The sequence below is a fragment of the Pseudomonas sp. FR229a genome, assembly GCF_030209115.1.
Lineage (GTDB): Bacteria > Pseudomonadota > Gammaproteobacteria > Pseudomonadales > Pseudomonadaceae > Aquipseudomonas > Aquipseudomonas moraviensis_A.
This window is the reverse complement of the sequence record NZ_JARVSP010000016.1, coordinates 16,291-29,779: the sequence shown is the minus strand read 5'-3', so window position 1 is coordinate 29,779 and position 13,489 is coordinate 16,291. Positions and strand designations below refer to the sequence as shown.

The following is a 13,489-nucleotide window of genomic DNA, read 5'->3' as shown; positions in this document are numbered from 1 at the left end:
TCTCTCCTCAGGCTTGTTACCTTCAGGTCAACGCACCGCCGACTTGGCAGCGCGCAGCAATCGATCGGATAACTCTCCCGGACCCAGCGCTCTTGCCAGCGCCAGACCACCTACCATCAGCGCGACATCGGCCAGGGCCTTGTCGGTGTCTTCAGGACTGGCAGCCAGTTGCGCCACCATCAGCTCCAGATGCTCGTTCAGCGCAATGCGGAACGATTCCGGCAAACGCCCCAGTTCGCCGATCGAGGCCGGAATCGGGCACGCCGCATCGCTGGAATCCCGGTGTTTGCGCGACAGGTAGAACGCAGCCACCAAGGCGCGACGTTCTTCGCCGGTCAGATCGGCATCCATGTCGGCGATCAGATCGCGACGCCGGCCCAGCAGCTGCTTGAACGCTTCGAGCATCATTGCGTCCTTGCTTTCGAAGTGCGCGTAGAAGCCACCGACGGTCAGGCCGGCTGCGCCCATCACTTCGCCCACGCTCGGATCGGCCGGGCCACGCTGGATCAGTGCGGCGCTGGCAGCCTTGAGGATGCGTTCGCGGGTTTGAGCTTTTTTATCGTTCATCGTTGCCTCCGAATATTACGACTAGAATATTATTCGCATAATAATATTCCGCAAGTCATGAATATGACCGCTGGTCTGAAGCACAGTGTAAGGAAAATGGAGAGTTGGCCAAACGCCAGACAAACAAAAGGGCCATTCAATAATTGAATGACCCTTATAAAATCCCGCAGAGCGGGTAATCGTGGCGTCCCCTAGGGGACTCGAACCCCTGTTACCGCCGTGAAAGGGCGGTGTCCTAGGCCACTAGACGAAGGGGACACAAACCCTTCTATACAACTGATCAGTGCTGAGAGCTGATCGATTCAAGGCCGGTGTGGCCAGACCTTGAACTGTAAAATTGGTGGAGCTAAGCGGGATCGAACCGCTGACCTCCTGCATGCCATGCAGGCGCTCTCCCAGCTGAGCTATAGCCCCGGATTTTTCGCCTCGCGGCGGAGTGATCTCTTGCAACATCACTTCTGTAAAACTGGCGTCCCCTAGGGGACTCGAACCCCTGTTACCGCCGTGAAAGGGCGGTGTCCTAGGCCACTAGACGAAGGGGACGCAAACCCTTCTATACAACTGATCAACGCTGAGTGTTGATCGCTTCAAGGCCGGTGTGGCCAGACCTCGAAGTGTAAATTGGTGGAGCTAGACGGGATCGAACCGTCGACCTCTTGCATGCCATGCAAGCGCTCTCCCAGCTGAGCTATAGCCCCTCATCGCTGAGGACGGGGCGAATCTTAAGGGCGCATCGAAAGCCTGTCAAACTTATTTTTGAAAAATTTCAAAATTTTTTGTCGGGATAACAATCACTTACCGCCCTCCCCCGTAAATTCGGGAGAAACGCCGAAGACAGGATCAAAAGATCGCAGCCTTCGGCAGCTCCTACAGAGAAGCAAAAGCAATCAAGCGATGGCGCCCAGAAGCTTTTCCCACTCTTTGTTTTCTTTCTTCGACACGCCACCCAGCAGGTCAATCGCCTGGCGCAAGCGGAAACGGGTCAGGTCCGGGCCAAGGATTTCCATCGCATCAAGCACCGACACCGAACTGGCCTGGCCGGTGATCGCGGCAAACATCAGCGGCATCGCGTCGCGCAGTTTCAGCTCAAGCGATTCCACCACCGCCTGAATCGTCGCGGTGATGCTGTCCTTCTCCCACTGACGCAGGCTTTCCAGCTTCCACAGGATCAGCTGCATCAACTGGCGAACCTGATCGCCGGAGAGCTTTTTCGATTCAAACAGCTTGGCATCCGGGTTAACGCCGCCGGCAAAGAAGAATCCCGCCAGCGGTGCGACCTGGCTGAAGGTTTCGACGCGACCCTGGACGTGGGGCGCGATTTTCATCATGTATTCGGAATTAAACGCCCACTTCTGCACGCGGGCGGCAAATTCTTCCACCGGCAGATCGCGCAGCCACTGGCCGTTGAGCCACGACAATTTCTCGATATCGAAGATCGGCCCACCGAGGGAAACACGCTTGAGGTCGAAATTGTCGACCATCTCCTGCAGCGAGAACTTCTCGCGCTCGTCCGGCATCGACCAGCCCATGCGGCCGAGGTAGTTGAGCATGGCTTCGGGCATGAAGCCCATGCGCTCGTAGAACGTGACCGAGGTCGGGTTCTTGCGCTTGGACAGCTTGCTCTTGTCCGGGTTACGCAGCAGCGGCATGTAGCACAGCTCTGGTTGTTCCCAGCCGAAGTATTCATAAAGCAGGATCAGTTTTGGCGCCGATGGCAGCCATTCTTCGCCACGCAGGACGTGGGTGATGCCCATCAGATGGTCATCGACGACGTTGGCGAGGAAGTACGTCGGCAGGCCATCGGTCTTCATCAGCACTTGCATGTCCATGCGATCCCACGGGATCTCGACGTCGCCACGGAGCATGTCCGGCACCACGCAGACGCCTTCGCTCGGCACTTTCATGCGGATCACGTGAGGTTCGCCAGCGGCCAGGCGCGCGGCGACTTCTTCTTTCGACAGCAGCAGTGCGCGGCCGTCGTAGCGCGGGGTTTCGCCGCGAGCCATTTGCTCGGCGCGCATCTGATCGAGTTCTTCAGCGGTGCAGAAGCACGGGAACGCATGGCCCATATCGACCAGTTGCTGGCAGTACTTCTGATAGATATCGCCGCGCTCGCTCTGCCGGTATGGGCCGTGCGGGCCGCCGACATCCGGGCCTTCGCTCCAGTCGATGCCGAGCCAGCGCAGGGCGTCGAAGATCTGCTGTTCGGACTCGCGGGTCGAGCGCAACTGATCGGTGTCTTCGATGCGCAGGATGAATTCACCGCCGTGCTGCTTGGCAAAGCAGTAGTTGAACAATGCGATGTAAGCGGTACCTACGTGGGGGTCCCCGGTAGGCGATGGCGCGATGCGAGTGCGGACGGTGGTCATGGCATGTCTCGAAAAAATGAAGAGCAGAACAATCAAGCGGCGAATGGTAACAGGCGACACCGGCCCCGCTCCAGCGGGCAGGGTATTTAAGCCAGATGCCCCAAGGCCTTGCGATTGTGTGAAGGCCATTCGCGAGCAGGCTCGCTCCCACAGGGACAGGCAATTGCTCTGTGGGAGCGAGCGTGCTCGCGAAGAGGCCGGTCAGGCGATGAAAATCAAACGGTGAGCAATCGTTCGCGCAGTTTGGCAATCTCGTCGCGCATCTGCGCTGCCGCTTCGAACTCCAGATCCCGCGCCAACTGATACATCTTCTCTTCCAGTGCGCGGATGCGTTTGGTGATTTCGCTGGGCGAGCGCAGTTCGGCTTCGTACTTGGCGTTCTCTTCGGCGGCCTTAGCCATGCCTTTGCGCTTCTTGCTGCGCGAGCCCGGTACCGTGGCGCCTTCCATGATGTCGGCGACGTCCTTGAACACGCCTTTCGGAGTAATGCCGTTTTCCAGGTTGAAGGCGATCTGCTTCTCACGACGGCGCTCGGTCTCGCCAATCGCCCGCTCCATCGACCCGGTCATGCGATCAGCGTAGAGAATCGCCCGGCCATTGAGGTTACGCGCCGCGCGGCCGATGGTCTGGATCAGCGAGCGCTCGGAACGCAGGAAGCCTTCCTTGTCGGCATCGAGAATCGCTACCAGCGACACTTCCGGCATGTCGAGGCCTTCACGTAGCAGGTTGATCCCGACCAGCACATCGAACACGCCAAGGCGCAAATCGCGGATGATCTCGACGCGTTCGACAGTGTCGATGTCCGAGTGCAGGTAACGCACGCGCACGCCGTGGTCGGCGAGGTAATCAGTCAAGTCTTCGGCCATGCGCTTGGTCAGCGTGGTGACCAGCACGCGCTCTTCGATCGCCACACGCTTGGTGATTTCCGAGAGCAAGTCGTCGACCTGGGTCAGCGCCGGCCGAACTTCAACCTGCGGGTCGACCAGACCGGTCGGCCGTACCACCTGCTCGACCACGCGCCCGGCGTGCTCGGCTTCGTAGTTGCCGGGGGTTGCGGATACGAAAATGGTCTGCGGGCTGACCCCTTCCCATTCGTCGAAACGCATTGGCCGGTTGTCCAGCGCCGACGGCAGGCGGAAACCGTACTCGACCAGGGTTTCCTTGCGCGAACGGTCGCCCTTATACATCGCGCCAACCTGGGGCACGCTCACGTGAGATTCGTCGATTACCAACAGCGCGTCGGCGGGCAAGTAATCGTAAAGCGTGGGTGGCGCCGCGCCGGATGGCCGCCCGGACAGGTAGCGCGAGTAGTTCTCGATGCCGTTGCAGTAACCCAGTTCGAGAATCATCTCGAGGTCGAAACGGGTACGCTGCTCCAGGCGCTGGGCCTCTACCAATTTGTTGTTGCTGCGCAGGTATTCGAGACGCTCCTGCAGTTCGACCTTGATGCCTTCGATGGCGTCGAGCAGGGTTTCACGAGGTGTCACGTAGTGACTCTTCGGATAAAAGGTGAAGCGCGGCATCTTGCGAATGACTTCGCCGGTCAGCGGATCGAACGCGGAAATGCTCTCGACCTCGTCATCGAACAGCTCGATGCGGATCGCTTCCAGATCGGATTCCGCCGGGAAGATATCGATGACGTCGCCACGCACGCGGAACGTCGCCCGGGCGAAATCCATGTCGTTGCGGGTGTATTGCAGATCCGCCAGGCGCCGCAGCAGCGCACGCTGATCGAGCTTGTCGCCACGATCAACGTGCAAGACCATTTTCAGATAGGTTTCCGGGCTGCCCAGACCATAGATGCACGACACCGTGGTGACGATGATCGCGTCCTTGCGCTCCAGCAATGCTTTGGTCGCGGACAGTCGCATCTGCTCGATGTGGTCGTTGATCGACGCGTCCTTCTCGATGAAGGTGTCGGACGACGGCACATAGGCTTCGGGCTGGTAGTAGTCGTAATAGGAAACGAAGTATTCAACGGCGTTGTTCGGGAAGAACGCCTTGAACTCACCGTACAACTGCGCGGCCAGGGTCTTGTTCGGCGCCAGAACCAGCGTCGGACGCTGTACCTGGGAGATGACGTTGGCGATGCTGAAGGTCTTGCCCGAGCCGGTCACACCGAGCAGTGTCTGGTGCGCCAGCCCGGCATCAATGCCCTCAACCAACTGGCGAATGGCTTCCGGCTGATCGCCGGCAGGCTCGAAGCGGGTGACTAGCTGGAATTCCGACATACACACCTCTGGAATCGTGGCGTTCCGCGTCAGACGGAGCACCACGAGGACGACCGCAAACGACCGATGTCGCGCAAGAAAAAACCTGGATTGTGCTTAATGTGGTGGCGATTGCCTGACCTTTCAAGGCAAACGTCCTACATCCGGTAAAGACTCTGACAAAGCCAATCGACTAACGGTCAAGAAATAATCGGAAAAACTTACCGCAAAAGCCGATTCGCCTGTCGCCATCGCGCGGTGATGGCCTCTATACTAGCTCCCCGTTTGTGCACCGCTCTAGTGCATTCGGCTGGAGCGCGACACGTCCCTCCACTCTCCATTCAGAGCCGCCGTAATAATGAGCCTGTTCTCCGCTGTCGAAATGGCACCCCGCGATCCAATCCTGGGCCTCAACGAAGCATTCAACGCCGATACCCGGACCACCAAGGTCAACCTGGGCGTGGGCGTGTACTGCAACGAAGAGGGGCGAATTCCACTGCTGCGCGCGGTGATCGAAGCCGAGACGATTCGCGTCGCTCAACACGCTTCGCGCGGTTACCTGCCGATCGATGGCATCGCTGCCTACGACCAGGCCGTGCAAAAACTGCTGTTCGGCAACGACTCGCCGCTGATCAGCGCCGGTCGCGTCATCACGACCCAGGCGGTCGGCGGGACTGGCGCACTGAAAATCGGTGCCGACTTCCTCAAGCAACTGCTGCCAAACGCTGTCGTGGCGATCAGCGATCCAAGCTGGGAAAACCACCGCGCGCTGTTCGAAACCGCTGGTTTCCCGGTGCAGAACTACCGTTATTACGACGCTGCCACCCACGACGTAAATCGTGCCGGCATGCTCGACGACCTCAACGCCCTGCCGAACGGCTCGATCGTTGTCCTGCACGCTTGCTGCCACAACCCGACCGGCGTCGACCTGACCCCAACGGACTGGAAAAACGTGCTGGACGTTGTCAAGGCCAAGGGACACGTACCGTTTCTCGACATGGCCTACCAGGGCTTTGGCGACGGTATCGATGAAGACGCCGCTGCCGTGCGCCTGTTCGCCGAATCCGGCCTGACCTTCTTCGTCTCGAGCTCGTTCTCCAAGTCGTTCTCGCTGTACGGCGAGCGCGTAGGCGCGCTGTCGATCATCAGCGAATCGAAAGAAGAAAGCGCGCGCGTGCTGTCGCAGGTCAAACGCGTGATCCGCACCAACTACTCCAACCCGCCGACCCACGGCGCCAGCATCGTTGCCGCCGTACTCAACAGCCCGGAACTGCGTGCGCAGTGGGAAGCCGAGCTGGCCGAGATGCGTCTGCGCATTCGCGGCATGCGCGAGCAGATGGTTGCCCTGCTGGCAGAGAAAGCTCCGGGCCGCGATTTCAGCTTCGTCGGTCGTCAGCGCGGCATGTTCTCCTACTCCGGCCTGACCACCGAACAGGTGCATCGCCTGCGTAACGAGTTCGGCATCTACGCCCTGGACACTGGCCGCATCTGCGTGGCCGCACTGAACCAGAGCAACATCAAGGCTGTGACGGACGCGATCGTGCAGGTCATCTGATTTCGCCGCGTGATCAAAAAACGGGAAGCCTTGAACGGCTTCCCGTTTTTATTTGTCCCGGAATGATGTCCACACCCTCTAGACTGCACACAAATCAGAACCGTAGGAGCTCGTAGGAGCTGACGAGTGAAACGAGGCTGCGATCTTTTGATCTTGTTTTTTAAGATCAAGATCAATATCAAAAGATCGCAGCGTTCCGCAGCTCCTACCGGTTTTGCGTACACCCGAGAATTTTGAGAGAACCCAAATGAAAAACGACAACCTGCGCGCCGACCGTGACGATCTGGATGATTTCATCCCGCGCGCCCCGGCCAAGCGTGAAAAGAGCCTGGTGCTGCAAGTGGCCACCGGGGTATTCCTCGGCGGCCTGGCCCTGTGGCTGGTGCAACTGGCGGCGACGGCGGCCTATGCCAAGCTGATGCTCGGCACGATCACCTTCGGCAGTTAAGCCAGTTCGGCCGAGCGCTGAGCGGCGGCGTCGTCGTAAATCACATACAGGGATTCGGCGATCTGGCTCTTGATGGCCTTGCTGCTTTCGAGGCCGAGCACGAAACCCTCGGCCTTGCCGCCGGCGCGATTCAATTCTTCGGCGGTGCTGGCGCCGGTGATGGCATCGAAAAGTTTCTCGGCGTGCGGGCCGATGCCTTTGGGCAGGCTGATCTGTGCGGTACTCATGCGAGCACCTCGGTGTTGCGAGTGATTTGAATCATTGGCGCGTACCTTTGCGGCGAATGGCCGGCAGCGCGTGTGACCACTTCCGGGCTGCCATGGTAGACCTCTGAGGCCATTCTGGTAACCGCCAATCGCTGACAAAACACCGTCTGTCCAGGCGAAACGCAAAAAACGCCAGGCGACGCTTGACTTCTCTTTTTGAATCAGTAACATACGCACCAATTCCGCAATAGCTCAGTTGGTAGAGCAAGTGACTGTTAATCACTGGGTCCCTGGTTCGAGTCCAGGTTGTGGAGCCAAATAGCAAAGCCCCTGAATCGCAAGGTTCAGGGGCTTTTTTGTGGGCGCCTGAAAAGATCAAAAGATCGCAGCCTTCGGCGGCTCCTACAAGGAAACGCTGATCGCGATGTAGGAGCTGCCGAAGGCTGCGATCTTTTAATCTGCAAACGAAAAGGCCGATCTGTACAACCAGATCGGCCCTTCTGTCTTCAGCAGCAGTCAGACATGTTCGCTGCTTTTCACCTGCACCTTCGGCGCGCCATGCCCATGGTCGTGGTCATCCGGCTCGATCACCGGTACCTCCTTGCCATCGCAATCATGCAGCTTGCCGTCGCTGAAGTAGTCGCCTTCACGCAGCGCGGCCAGATCGCGATAACGCAGGGTGCGCTCTTCCGCTGCGGCAAACACCGACTGCTGATCCGAGTTGCCAGCCGTAAAGTGGTTGAACGCCAGGTTGAGCAGGATCGCCATGATTGCCGACGAGCTGATGCCCGAATGGAAAATCGTCGCGAACCAGCTCGGGAAATGATCGTAGAAGTTCGGCGCGGCGATCGGGATCATGCCGAAACCGATCGAGGTGGCAACGATGATCAGGTTTACGTTGTTGCGGTAATCCACCTTCGACAACGTGCGGATGCCGCTCGCGGCCACGGTGCCGAACAGCACGATTCCCGCGCCGCCGAGTACCGACGTCGGCACAGCGGCAATCACCCGGCCCATGAACGGCAGCAGGCCGAGGACCACCAGGAACACGCCGCCGGTGGCGACCACGAAACGGCTCTTGATCCCGGTCACCGCCACCAGCCCGACGTTCTGCGCGAAAGCACTTTGCGTGAACGAACCGAAGATCGGCGCAAACATGCTCGACAGCATGTCGGCACGCAGGCCGTTGCCCAAGCGTTTCGAGTCCACCTTGGTGCCGATGATTTCACCCACGGCGAGGATGTCCGCCGAGGTCTCCACCAGGGTCACCATGACCACAATGCACATCGACAGAATCGCGGCGAAATGGAAGGTTGGCATGCCGAAGTGGAACGGCGTCGGGAAGCCGAACATCGGGCCGGTGGTGACACTGGAGAAATCCGCCATGCCGAGGAACACCGCCAGCACCGTGCCGATGACCATGGCCAGGAGGATCGACAACCGCGAAATGGTCGAGCTGCCGACCTTGCTAAGCAGCAACACCAGCACCAGCGTCACCGCCGCCAGGCCGATGTTCTGCATGCTGCCGAAGTCCGGCGCGTGGCTGTTGCCACCCATTGCCCAGCGTGCGGCAACGGGCATCAGCGTCAGGCCGATGGTGGTGATCACGATGCCGGTGACCAGCGGCGGGAAGAACTTGGTGACACGCGAGAACACGGGCGTGATCAGCAAGCCGATCAACGAGGCGGCAATCACCGCGCCCAGCACCGATTGGAAACCGCCCTCCCCGCCGCTGCTGACAATCGCGACCATGGTCGCCACGCCGGAGAACGACACGCCCTGAACCAGCGGCAGCTGACAGCCAAAAAACGGTAGACCCAGGGTTTGCAGCAATGTCGCCAGCCCCCCCGCAAACAATGAAGCAGCAATCAACAGACCAATGTCCGCCGGCGACAGACCGGCCGCCTGGCCAATGATCAGTGGCACCGCAACGATACCGCCGTACATGGTCAGAACATGTTGCAGGCCGTAAGCCATATTCGCGCCGACCCCGAGGTTTTCGTCCTCGGGCCGTTGGTGTGAAACATGGGGCGTTTTCATGGTGGGGGGTTCCCTGGTTTTTGTTATGCGCACACTGTATTCAATCATCAGGACAAATGTCCATAGAGTTGTATACAACTTATCGGTCACATAATGGCTAGGTAGCCACCCAAGCTTTTGGCCCGCGGCTTTCGCGCCCACAAACCCGGCAACACATGCGTGCTGCGTTCGCGCCAGTGCCCACCAGGCTGAAGTGTTCACGGCGACCGACGGTAGAGTCGCGTTCTTTTTTATGCATATAATGTATGCATAGTGAAATCAGTGGGATTTATTAACGACGGGAGTTAAGGAGGCTTGACCGATGAAAGACGAATATGACTTTTCTGCAGGCAAACGCGGCGCAGTAGCGCCGAGCAAGGGCAAGACGCGCATCACCATCATGCTTGATGACGCGGTGATCGAAGCGGCGCGCACCGCCGCAGAAACCGAAGGCTTTGGCTACCAGACTGTGATCAACAATACCCTTCGCCATGCTCTGCTTGATGGCGCACGCCAGCCGGAGCGCGCTGACGATTCAGGTTTAACGGGGCAATTCAAGAAAGGCATCACCGCTACCGATCTCAAGAGTCTCGAGCGAAAGCTCTCGGCAGCCATCGGCGAAATCCGTCGCGTGCTGGAGCCTGACGTGAAGCCCTAGACCGGTACTGGCGCGATTACCCGAGCCAGCGCTTGTCGCACGCCGGGTGATTCAGGCAACTGAAGATCAAACTCATGCCGCAGCAACCCCATCAACTCGTCGACGTCCGCCACTTCGCGCCGCTGGCTTTCTGCCCCCATCGGGTGAATGGCAAAACTGCCGTTGTTCAGGGTCTTGCGCCAGCCATCGCCGGTACGCGCGACCATCAGGCGCTGGGCGAAAGGTGATTCTGGATGGGTCGAGACGTACCAGTTGCCGACGGTGTAATCGATGTCTTCCTGGCGTTGCAGATCAAACAGGTACATCGGTCGCCACTCTCCTGCCACCTTGGCGCGCAGCAAGTAGCCATCGGTCTGCTTGTCGATGCGGTAGGGTTCGTGCGCAGTGGATTGCTCATCTTCGCTGTCGAGCAGCAGCGGTGCCGTTGGTACCATGCCGCCGAAGCCGACGTCGGCGATATAGCGAGTGTCGTCGATAGTGACCAGGCTCAAGCGATGCGTGCGCGCCGTCCAACTGCCTTCCGGTTGATTCATCACCACGCGACCGCTGATGCCGCGCGCCTCAAAACCCAGTTCAAGCAGCAGCGCATAGAACAAATGGTTGAGCTCATAACAGTAGCCGCCCCGCCCCTGCCGTAGCACTTTGTCTTCGATAGAGACCAGGTCGATCAACACCGGCAGTCCGCTGATGGTTGCCAGATTTTCGAAAACAAACTCAGCGGTATGGCGCAGCTGCAATTGACGCAACGTGTCCAGCGTCGGCGGCGGCGCTGTGTCGAATCCCAGGCGTTGCAAGTACAGATTGGTATTGGTCAGCCGTGGCGCACTCATTGCTCAGTCCTTATGCATGGGGCCGCAGAACACTGCGTGAATGTTGCCCTGTATACGGGATCGAGCACGGCTTGCGACAATTGATTTCGCCAATCGCCCGCTCAGCGTTTTTTCCGCGAGCCAATACGAATCCATGTCGGTGCATGGTCACTGGCGTGCGACTCGTTGCGCACCCAGGCGTCGACGCCGGCGTCATGCAGATACGGAGCCAATGCCGGGTTGAGCAGCAAGTGATCGATGCGCAGGCCGGAGTTGGTTTGCCAATGATTGCGGAAGTAATCCCAGAAGGTGTAGATGCGTTCTTCGGGATACACGTGGCGCAGGGAATCGGTCCATCCCTGATCCAGCAGCCGCTGGTAGCACTCGCGGCTTTCCGGTTGCAACAAGGCATCCTTGAGCCACGAGCGGGTGTTGTAGATGTCCATGTCGGTGGGCACGACATTGAAGTCACCGGCCAGCACCACCGGATGATCGCTGCTCTGCAAGTCTTTGGCGTATCTGATCAGGCGTTCGAACCAAGCCAGTTTGTAATCGAATTTCGGCCCCGGCTGCGGGTTGCCATTGGGCAGATACAGGCAACCGACCAACACACCATGCACCGCCGCTTCGATATAGCGGCTGTGAGTGTCATCGGGATCACCCGGCAAACCACGCCGACTTTCCAGAGGTTGCGCATCCCGCGCCAGAATCGCCACGCCATTCCATGATGCCTGGCCCTGCCAGATCGCACCGTAACCGGCCGCTTCCAGTTCTGCGGCGGGAAACGCGCTGTCCACCGATTTCAGTTCTTGCAGACAGGCGATGTCCGGCTGCTCGCGCTCGAGCCATTCCAGCAGATTCGGCAGCCGCGCACGCATGCCGTTGACGTTGAAGGTGGCGATTCGCAGGTTTTTCATCGTCCGCAACTCCTGCCCGGTGGGATTGAAAATTGTGACCCCGCGAGCGCCGCCCAGGTTGCATCGAATGACGCAGAGATAGCTCAGACGCGATTACGCAACCACTGCAGAAAGCCTCTTTTTGGCGCGACTACGGGCGCTTCCTCGGTCAGCGATTGCGCCTTGTGCAGGCGGAAATCGAGCAATGCCTGCATCGCATCGTGGATGTCGTGGCGCGCGTCCAGGCAGGGTTTCAGGTAGGACTTCTCGATGCGATACAGGGCGCAGAAAGTCTTCGCGGAAAAATCCGCCGGCAGCGCGGTGTCCGAGAGGATCCCGGCCTCGCCGATCACCTCGCCCGGCCCCATGCGTCCGGACTCCAGTGGCGCGCCGTGGCGCTTGAGCGTCACGGAAACCACGCCGGATTCAATGATGAACAAATGATCGCTGACCTCCCCGCCCGCCAGAATCGTCTCGCCGGCGCGGAAGGTTTGCAGGGTCATGTTCTGGCTGAAGGTGTCTTTCTCTTCTTCGCGCAGGGTCGAGAAGATCGGCGAGCTTTCCAGCAGCGCCCGTGGCCGCGACAAATACGGCGCGGCGCTGGTTTCGGTGCTCGACAGCAGATTGACCCCGGACGCCTGCAAATGTCGGTAAGCGAGGTCGAACAGCTGATTGCGCACCACGCGCTTCTCGCCCATCGAGGCGACGAACCCGCTGATCTCGTATTCCGCGCCGCCGCTGGCAGAGCTTTTCAGCGCCACGCTGGGCGCGGGTGTGTCGAGCAACTGCCGGCAGCCCTGCATCGCTCGCTCCAGCGCCTCGATCACCGAGCTGGGCCGGGCATGGGGGCTGACAGGCACGCTGACCGAAACACCGAACATGTTGCTTGGGCGACTGAAGTTGATGATCTTGGCTTTGGCCGCCAGCGAGTTGGGAATCACTGCCATGCTGCCCTGGCTGGTCTGTAAACGCGTGGCGCGCCAGTCGATGTCGGTGACGCGGCCCTCGGTGCCGTCGATCGAGATCCAGTCGTCGAGTTGATAGGGCTTGGTGGTGTTGAGGACGATCCCGGAGAACACGTCGCTCAACGTGCTCTGCAAGGCCAGACCGACGATGATCGCCAACGCCCCGGACGTCGCCAGCACGCCTTTGACCGGCAGATCGAGCACGTATGCCAGCGCCGCAATGATCGCGATGAGGAAAATCACCGCGCCGAGCAAGTCCTGCAACAATCGGCCGGTGTGGCCGACCCGTTGCATCATCACCGCACCGATCAACACCGTCAGGGTGCGCGCGCCGAACAGCCACCAACCGATCTGCAACCCGGTCGCCGCCAGATGCAACGGCACGTTGTCGGCCCACGGAGCCGGCTCCATCGGGTTGAGGCCTTCGTTGAACAGAACAATGCTGAACAGGGCGAAAATCAGCACCCGCACCAGCAGTTTCCATTCGCTGCCGCGAGAGCTGATCAGCCGCCACAGGCCCAGATCGAGCAGGATCAGGATCAATGCGCAAAACAACGGATGTTCGGTCAGCAGAGACAGCATCAAACAACTCCGACAAAGGCCAATCGCGAGAAGATCGCACAGATTGGCTCAGTGTAGGAGCAATTGATTTCGGCGAATGACCAGCGTCTCGAAAACGCTGAAAAACCTGTGGGAGCGAGCCTGCTCGCGAAGGCGTCCTGTCAGTCACTACCTCTTAGACTGGATCAGAGCATTCGCGAGCAGGCTCGCTCCCACAGGGGCGTTT

At 59.5% G+C, this 13,489-nt stretch carries 11 protein-coding genes and 5 tRNA genes; 4 read left to right on the top strand and 12 right to left on the bottom strand.

The features are described from left to right. Positions 1-27: 27 nt before the first annotated feature. From QRN33_RS13680 to uvrB, 7 genes are all read right to left on the bottom strand, one after another. Complete coding sequence (locus QRN33_RS13680) at positions 28-567, bottom strand: TetR/AcrR family transcriptional regulator (protein WP_039762033.1); 540 nt, start codon at positions 565-567, stop codon at positions 28-30. Positions 568-749: 182 nt separating this feature from the next. Then, positions 750-825: transfer RNA gene (locus QRN33_RS13675), tRNA-Glu, on the bottom strand. A gap of 80 nt (positions 826-905) precedes the next feature. Further along, positions 906-981 (bottom strand) — tRNA-Ala (locus QRN33_RS13670). A 53-nt stretch (positions 982-1,034) separates the two neighbouring features. Then, a tRNA-Glu gene (locus tag QRN33_RS13665) sits at positions 1,035-1,110 on the bottom strand. A 79-nt stretch (positions 1,111-1,189) separates the two neighbouring features. Further along, positions 1,190-1,265: transfer RNA gene (locus tag QRN33_RS13660), tRNA-Ala, on the bottom strand. 189 nt (positions 1,266-1,454) lie between these two features. Further along, positions 1,455-2,936 (bottom strand): glutamate--tRNA ligase, encoded by a 1,482-nt coding sequence (gltX, locus tag QRN33_RS13655; RefSeq protein WP_016773920.1) that lies wholly within the window; start codon positions 2,934-2,936, stop codon positions 1,455-1,457. 215 nt (positions 2,937-3,151) lie between these two features. After that, positions 3,152-5,167 (bottom strand): excinuclease ABC subunit UvrB, encoded by a 2,016-nt coding sequence (gene uvrB / locus QRN33_RS13650; protein ID WP_042609418.1) that lies wholly within the window; start codon positions 5,165-5,167, stop codon positions 3,152-3,154. A gap of 337 nt (positions 5,168-5,504) precedes the next feature. On the opposite strand from uvrB, the gene QRN33_RS13645 reads away from it, so the two are divergent. Then, entirely contained in the window at positions 5,505-6,701 is a 1,197-nt protein-coding gene (locus tag QRN33_RS13645) for an amino acid aminotransferase (RefSeq protein ID WP_285409033.1), read from the top strand. 247 nt (positions 6,702-6,948) lie between these two features. After that, positions 6,949-7,149, top strand: coding sequence for a hypothetical protein (locus tag QRN33_RS13640; protein ID WP_016773917.1), 201 nt, complete (start codon positions 6,949-6,951; stop codon positions 7,147-7,149). Here QRN33_RS13640 and QRN33_RS13635 read toward each other — a convergent pair. After that, complete coding sequence (locus QRN33_RS13635) at positions 7,146-7,376, bottom strand: hypothetical protein (protein ID WP_042609416.1); 231 nt, start codon at positions 7,374-7,376, stop codon at positions 7,146-7,148. The two genes, QRN33_RS13640 and QRN33_RS13635, sit on opposite strands and share 4 nt — an antisense overlap. Positions 7,377-7,596: 220 nt before the next feature. Here QRN33_RS13635 and QRN33_RS13630 point away from each other — a divergent pair. After that, positions 7,597-7,672 (top strand) — tRNA-Asn (locus QRN33_RS13630). Between the two features lie 199 nt (positions 7,673-7,871). Here the strand turns inward: QRN33_RS13630 and QRN33_RS13625 are convergent. Next, the gene (locus QRN33_RS13625; RefSeq protein WP_285409030.1) at positions 7,872-9,395 is read right to left on the bottom strand and encodes a nucleobase:cation symporter-2 family protein; all 1,524 of its coding nucleotides are present in this window, start codon (positions 9,393-9,395) and stop codon (positions 7,872-7,874) included. A 301-nt stretch (positions 9,396-9,696) separates the two neighbouring features. On the opposite strand from QRN33_RS13625, the gene QRN33_RS13620 reads away from it, so the two are divergent. Beyond that, entirely contained in the window at positions 9,697-10,032 is a 336-nt protein-coding gene (locus QRN33_RS13620) for a BrnA antitoxin family protein (RefSeq protein ID WP_042609414.1), read from the top strand. Here the strand turns inward: QRN33_RS13620 and QRN33_RS13615 are convergent. The 3 genes from QRN33_RS13615 to QRN33_RS13605 all read right to left on the bottom strand — a co-directional run bounded on the left by QRN33_RS13615 (position 10,029) and on the right by QRN33_RS13605 (position 13,284). Further along, positions 10,029-10,862, bottom strand: coding sequence for an arylamine N-acetyltransferase family protein (locus QRN33_RS13615; RefSeq protein WP_285409028.1), 834 nt, complete (start codon positions 10,860-10,862; stop codon positions 10,029-10,031). The two genes, QRN33_RS13620 and QRN33_RS13615, sit on opposite strands and share 4 nt — an antisense overlap. Before the next feature lie 101 nt (positions 10,863-10,963). After that, positions 10,964-11,758, bottom strand: coding sequence for an exodeoxyribonuclease III (gene xth / locus QRN33_RS13610; RefSeq protein ID WP_227974070.1), 795 nt, complete (start codon positions 11,756-11,758; stop codon positions 10,964-10,966). A gap of 83 nt (positions 11,759-11,841) precedes the next feature. Then, positions 11,842-13,284: a mechanosensitive ion channel family protein gene (locus QRN33_RS13605; protein ID WP_252875895.1), complete on the bottom strand. Its 1,443-nt coding sequence runs from the start codon at positions 13,282-13,284 to the stop codon at positions 11,842-11,844. Between the last annotated feature and the right edge of the window lie 205 nt (positions 13,285-13,489).

What these genes read in the sequence shown, in the direction of transcription:
- QRN33_RS13680 (WP_039762033.1), bottom strand. Translation starts at nt 567, where the DNA reads ATGAACGATAAAAAAGCTCAAACCCGCGAACGCATCCTCAAGGCTGCC.
- gltX (WP_016773920.1), bottom strand. Translation starts at nt 2,936, where the DNA reads ATGACCACCGTCCGCACTCGCATCGCGCCATCGCCTACCGGGGACCCC.
- uvrB (WP_042609418.1), bottom strand. Translation starts at nt 5,167, where the DNA reads ATGTCGGAATTCCAGCTAGTCACCCGCTTCGAGCCTGCCGGCGATCAG.
- QRN33_RS13645 (WP_285409033.1), top strand. Translation starts at nt 5,505, where the DNA reads ATGAGCCTGTTCTCCGCTGTCGAAATGGCACCCCGCGATCCAATCCTG.
- QRN33_RS13640 (WP_016773917.1), top strand. Translation starts at nt 6,949, where the DNA reads ATGAAAAACGACAACCTGCGCGCCGACCGTGACGATCTGGATGATTTC.
- QRN33_RS13635 (WP_042609416.1), bottom strand. Translation starts at nt 7,376, where the DNA reads ATGAGTACCGCACAGATCAGCCTGCCCAAAGGCATCGGCCCGCACGCC.
- QRN33_RS13625 (WP_285409030.1), bottom strand. Translation starts at nt 9,395, where the DNA reads ATGAAAACGCCCCATGTTTCACACCAACGGCCCGAGGACGAAAACCTC.
- QRN33_RS13620 (WP_042609414.1), top strand. Translation starts at nt 9,697, where the DNA reads ATGAAAGACGAATATGACTTTTCTGCAGGCAAACGCGGCGCAGTAGCG.
- QRN33_RS13615 (WP_285409028.1), bottom strand. Translation starts at nt 10,862, where the DNA reads ATGAGTGCGCCACGGCTGACCAATACCAATCTGTACTTGCAACGCCTG.
- xth (WP_227974070.1), bottom strand. Translation starts at nt 11,758, where the DNA reads ATGAAAAACCTGCGAATCGCCACCTTCAACGTCAACGGCATGCGTGCG.
- QRN33_RS13605 (WP_252875895.1), bottom strand. Translation starts at nt 13,284, where the DNA reads ATGCTGTCTCTGCTGACCGAACATCCGTTGTTTTGCGCATTGATCCTG.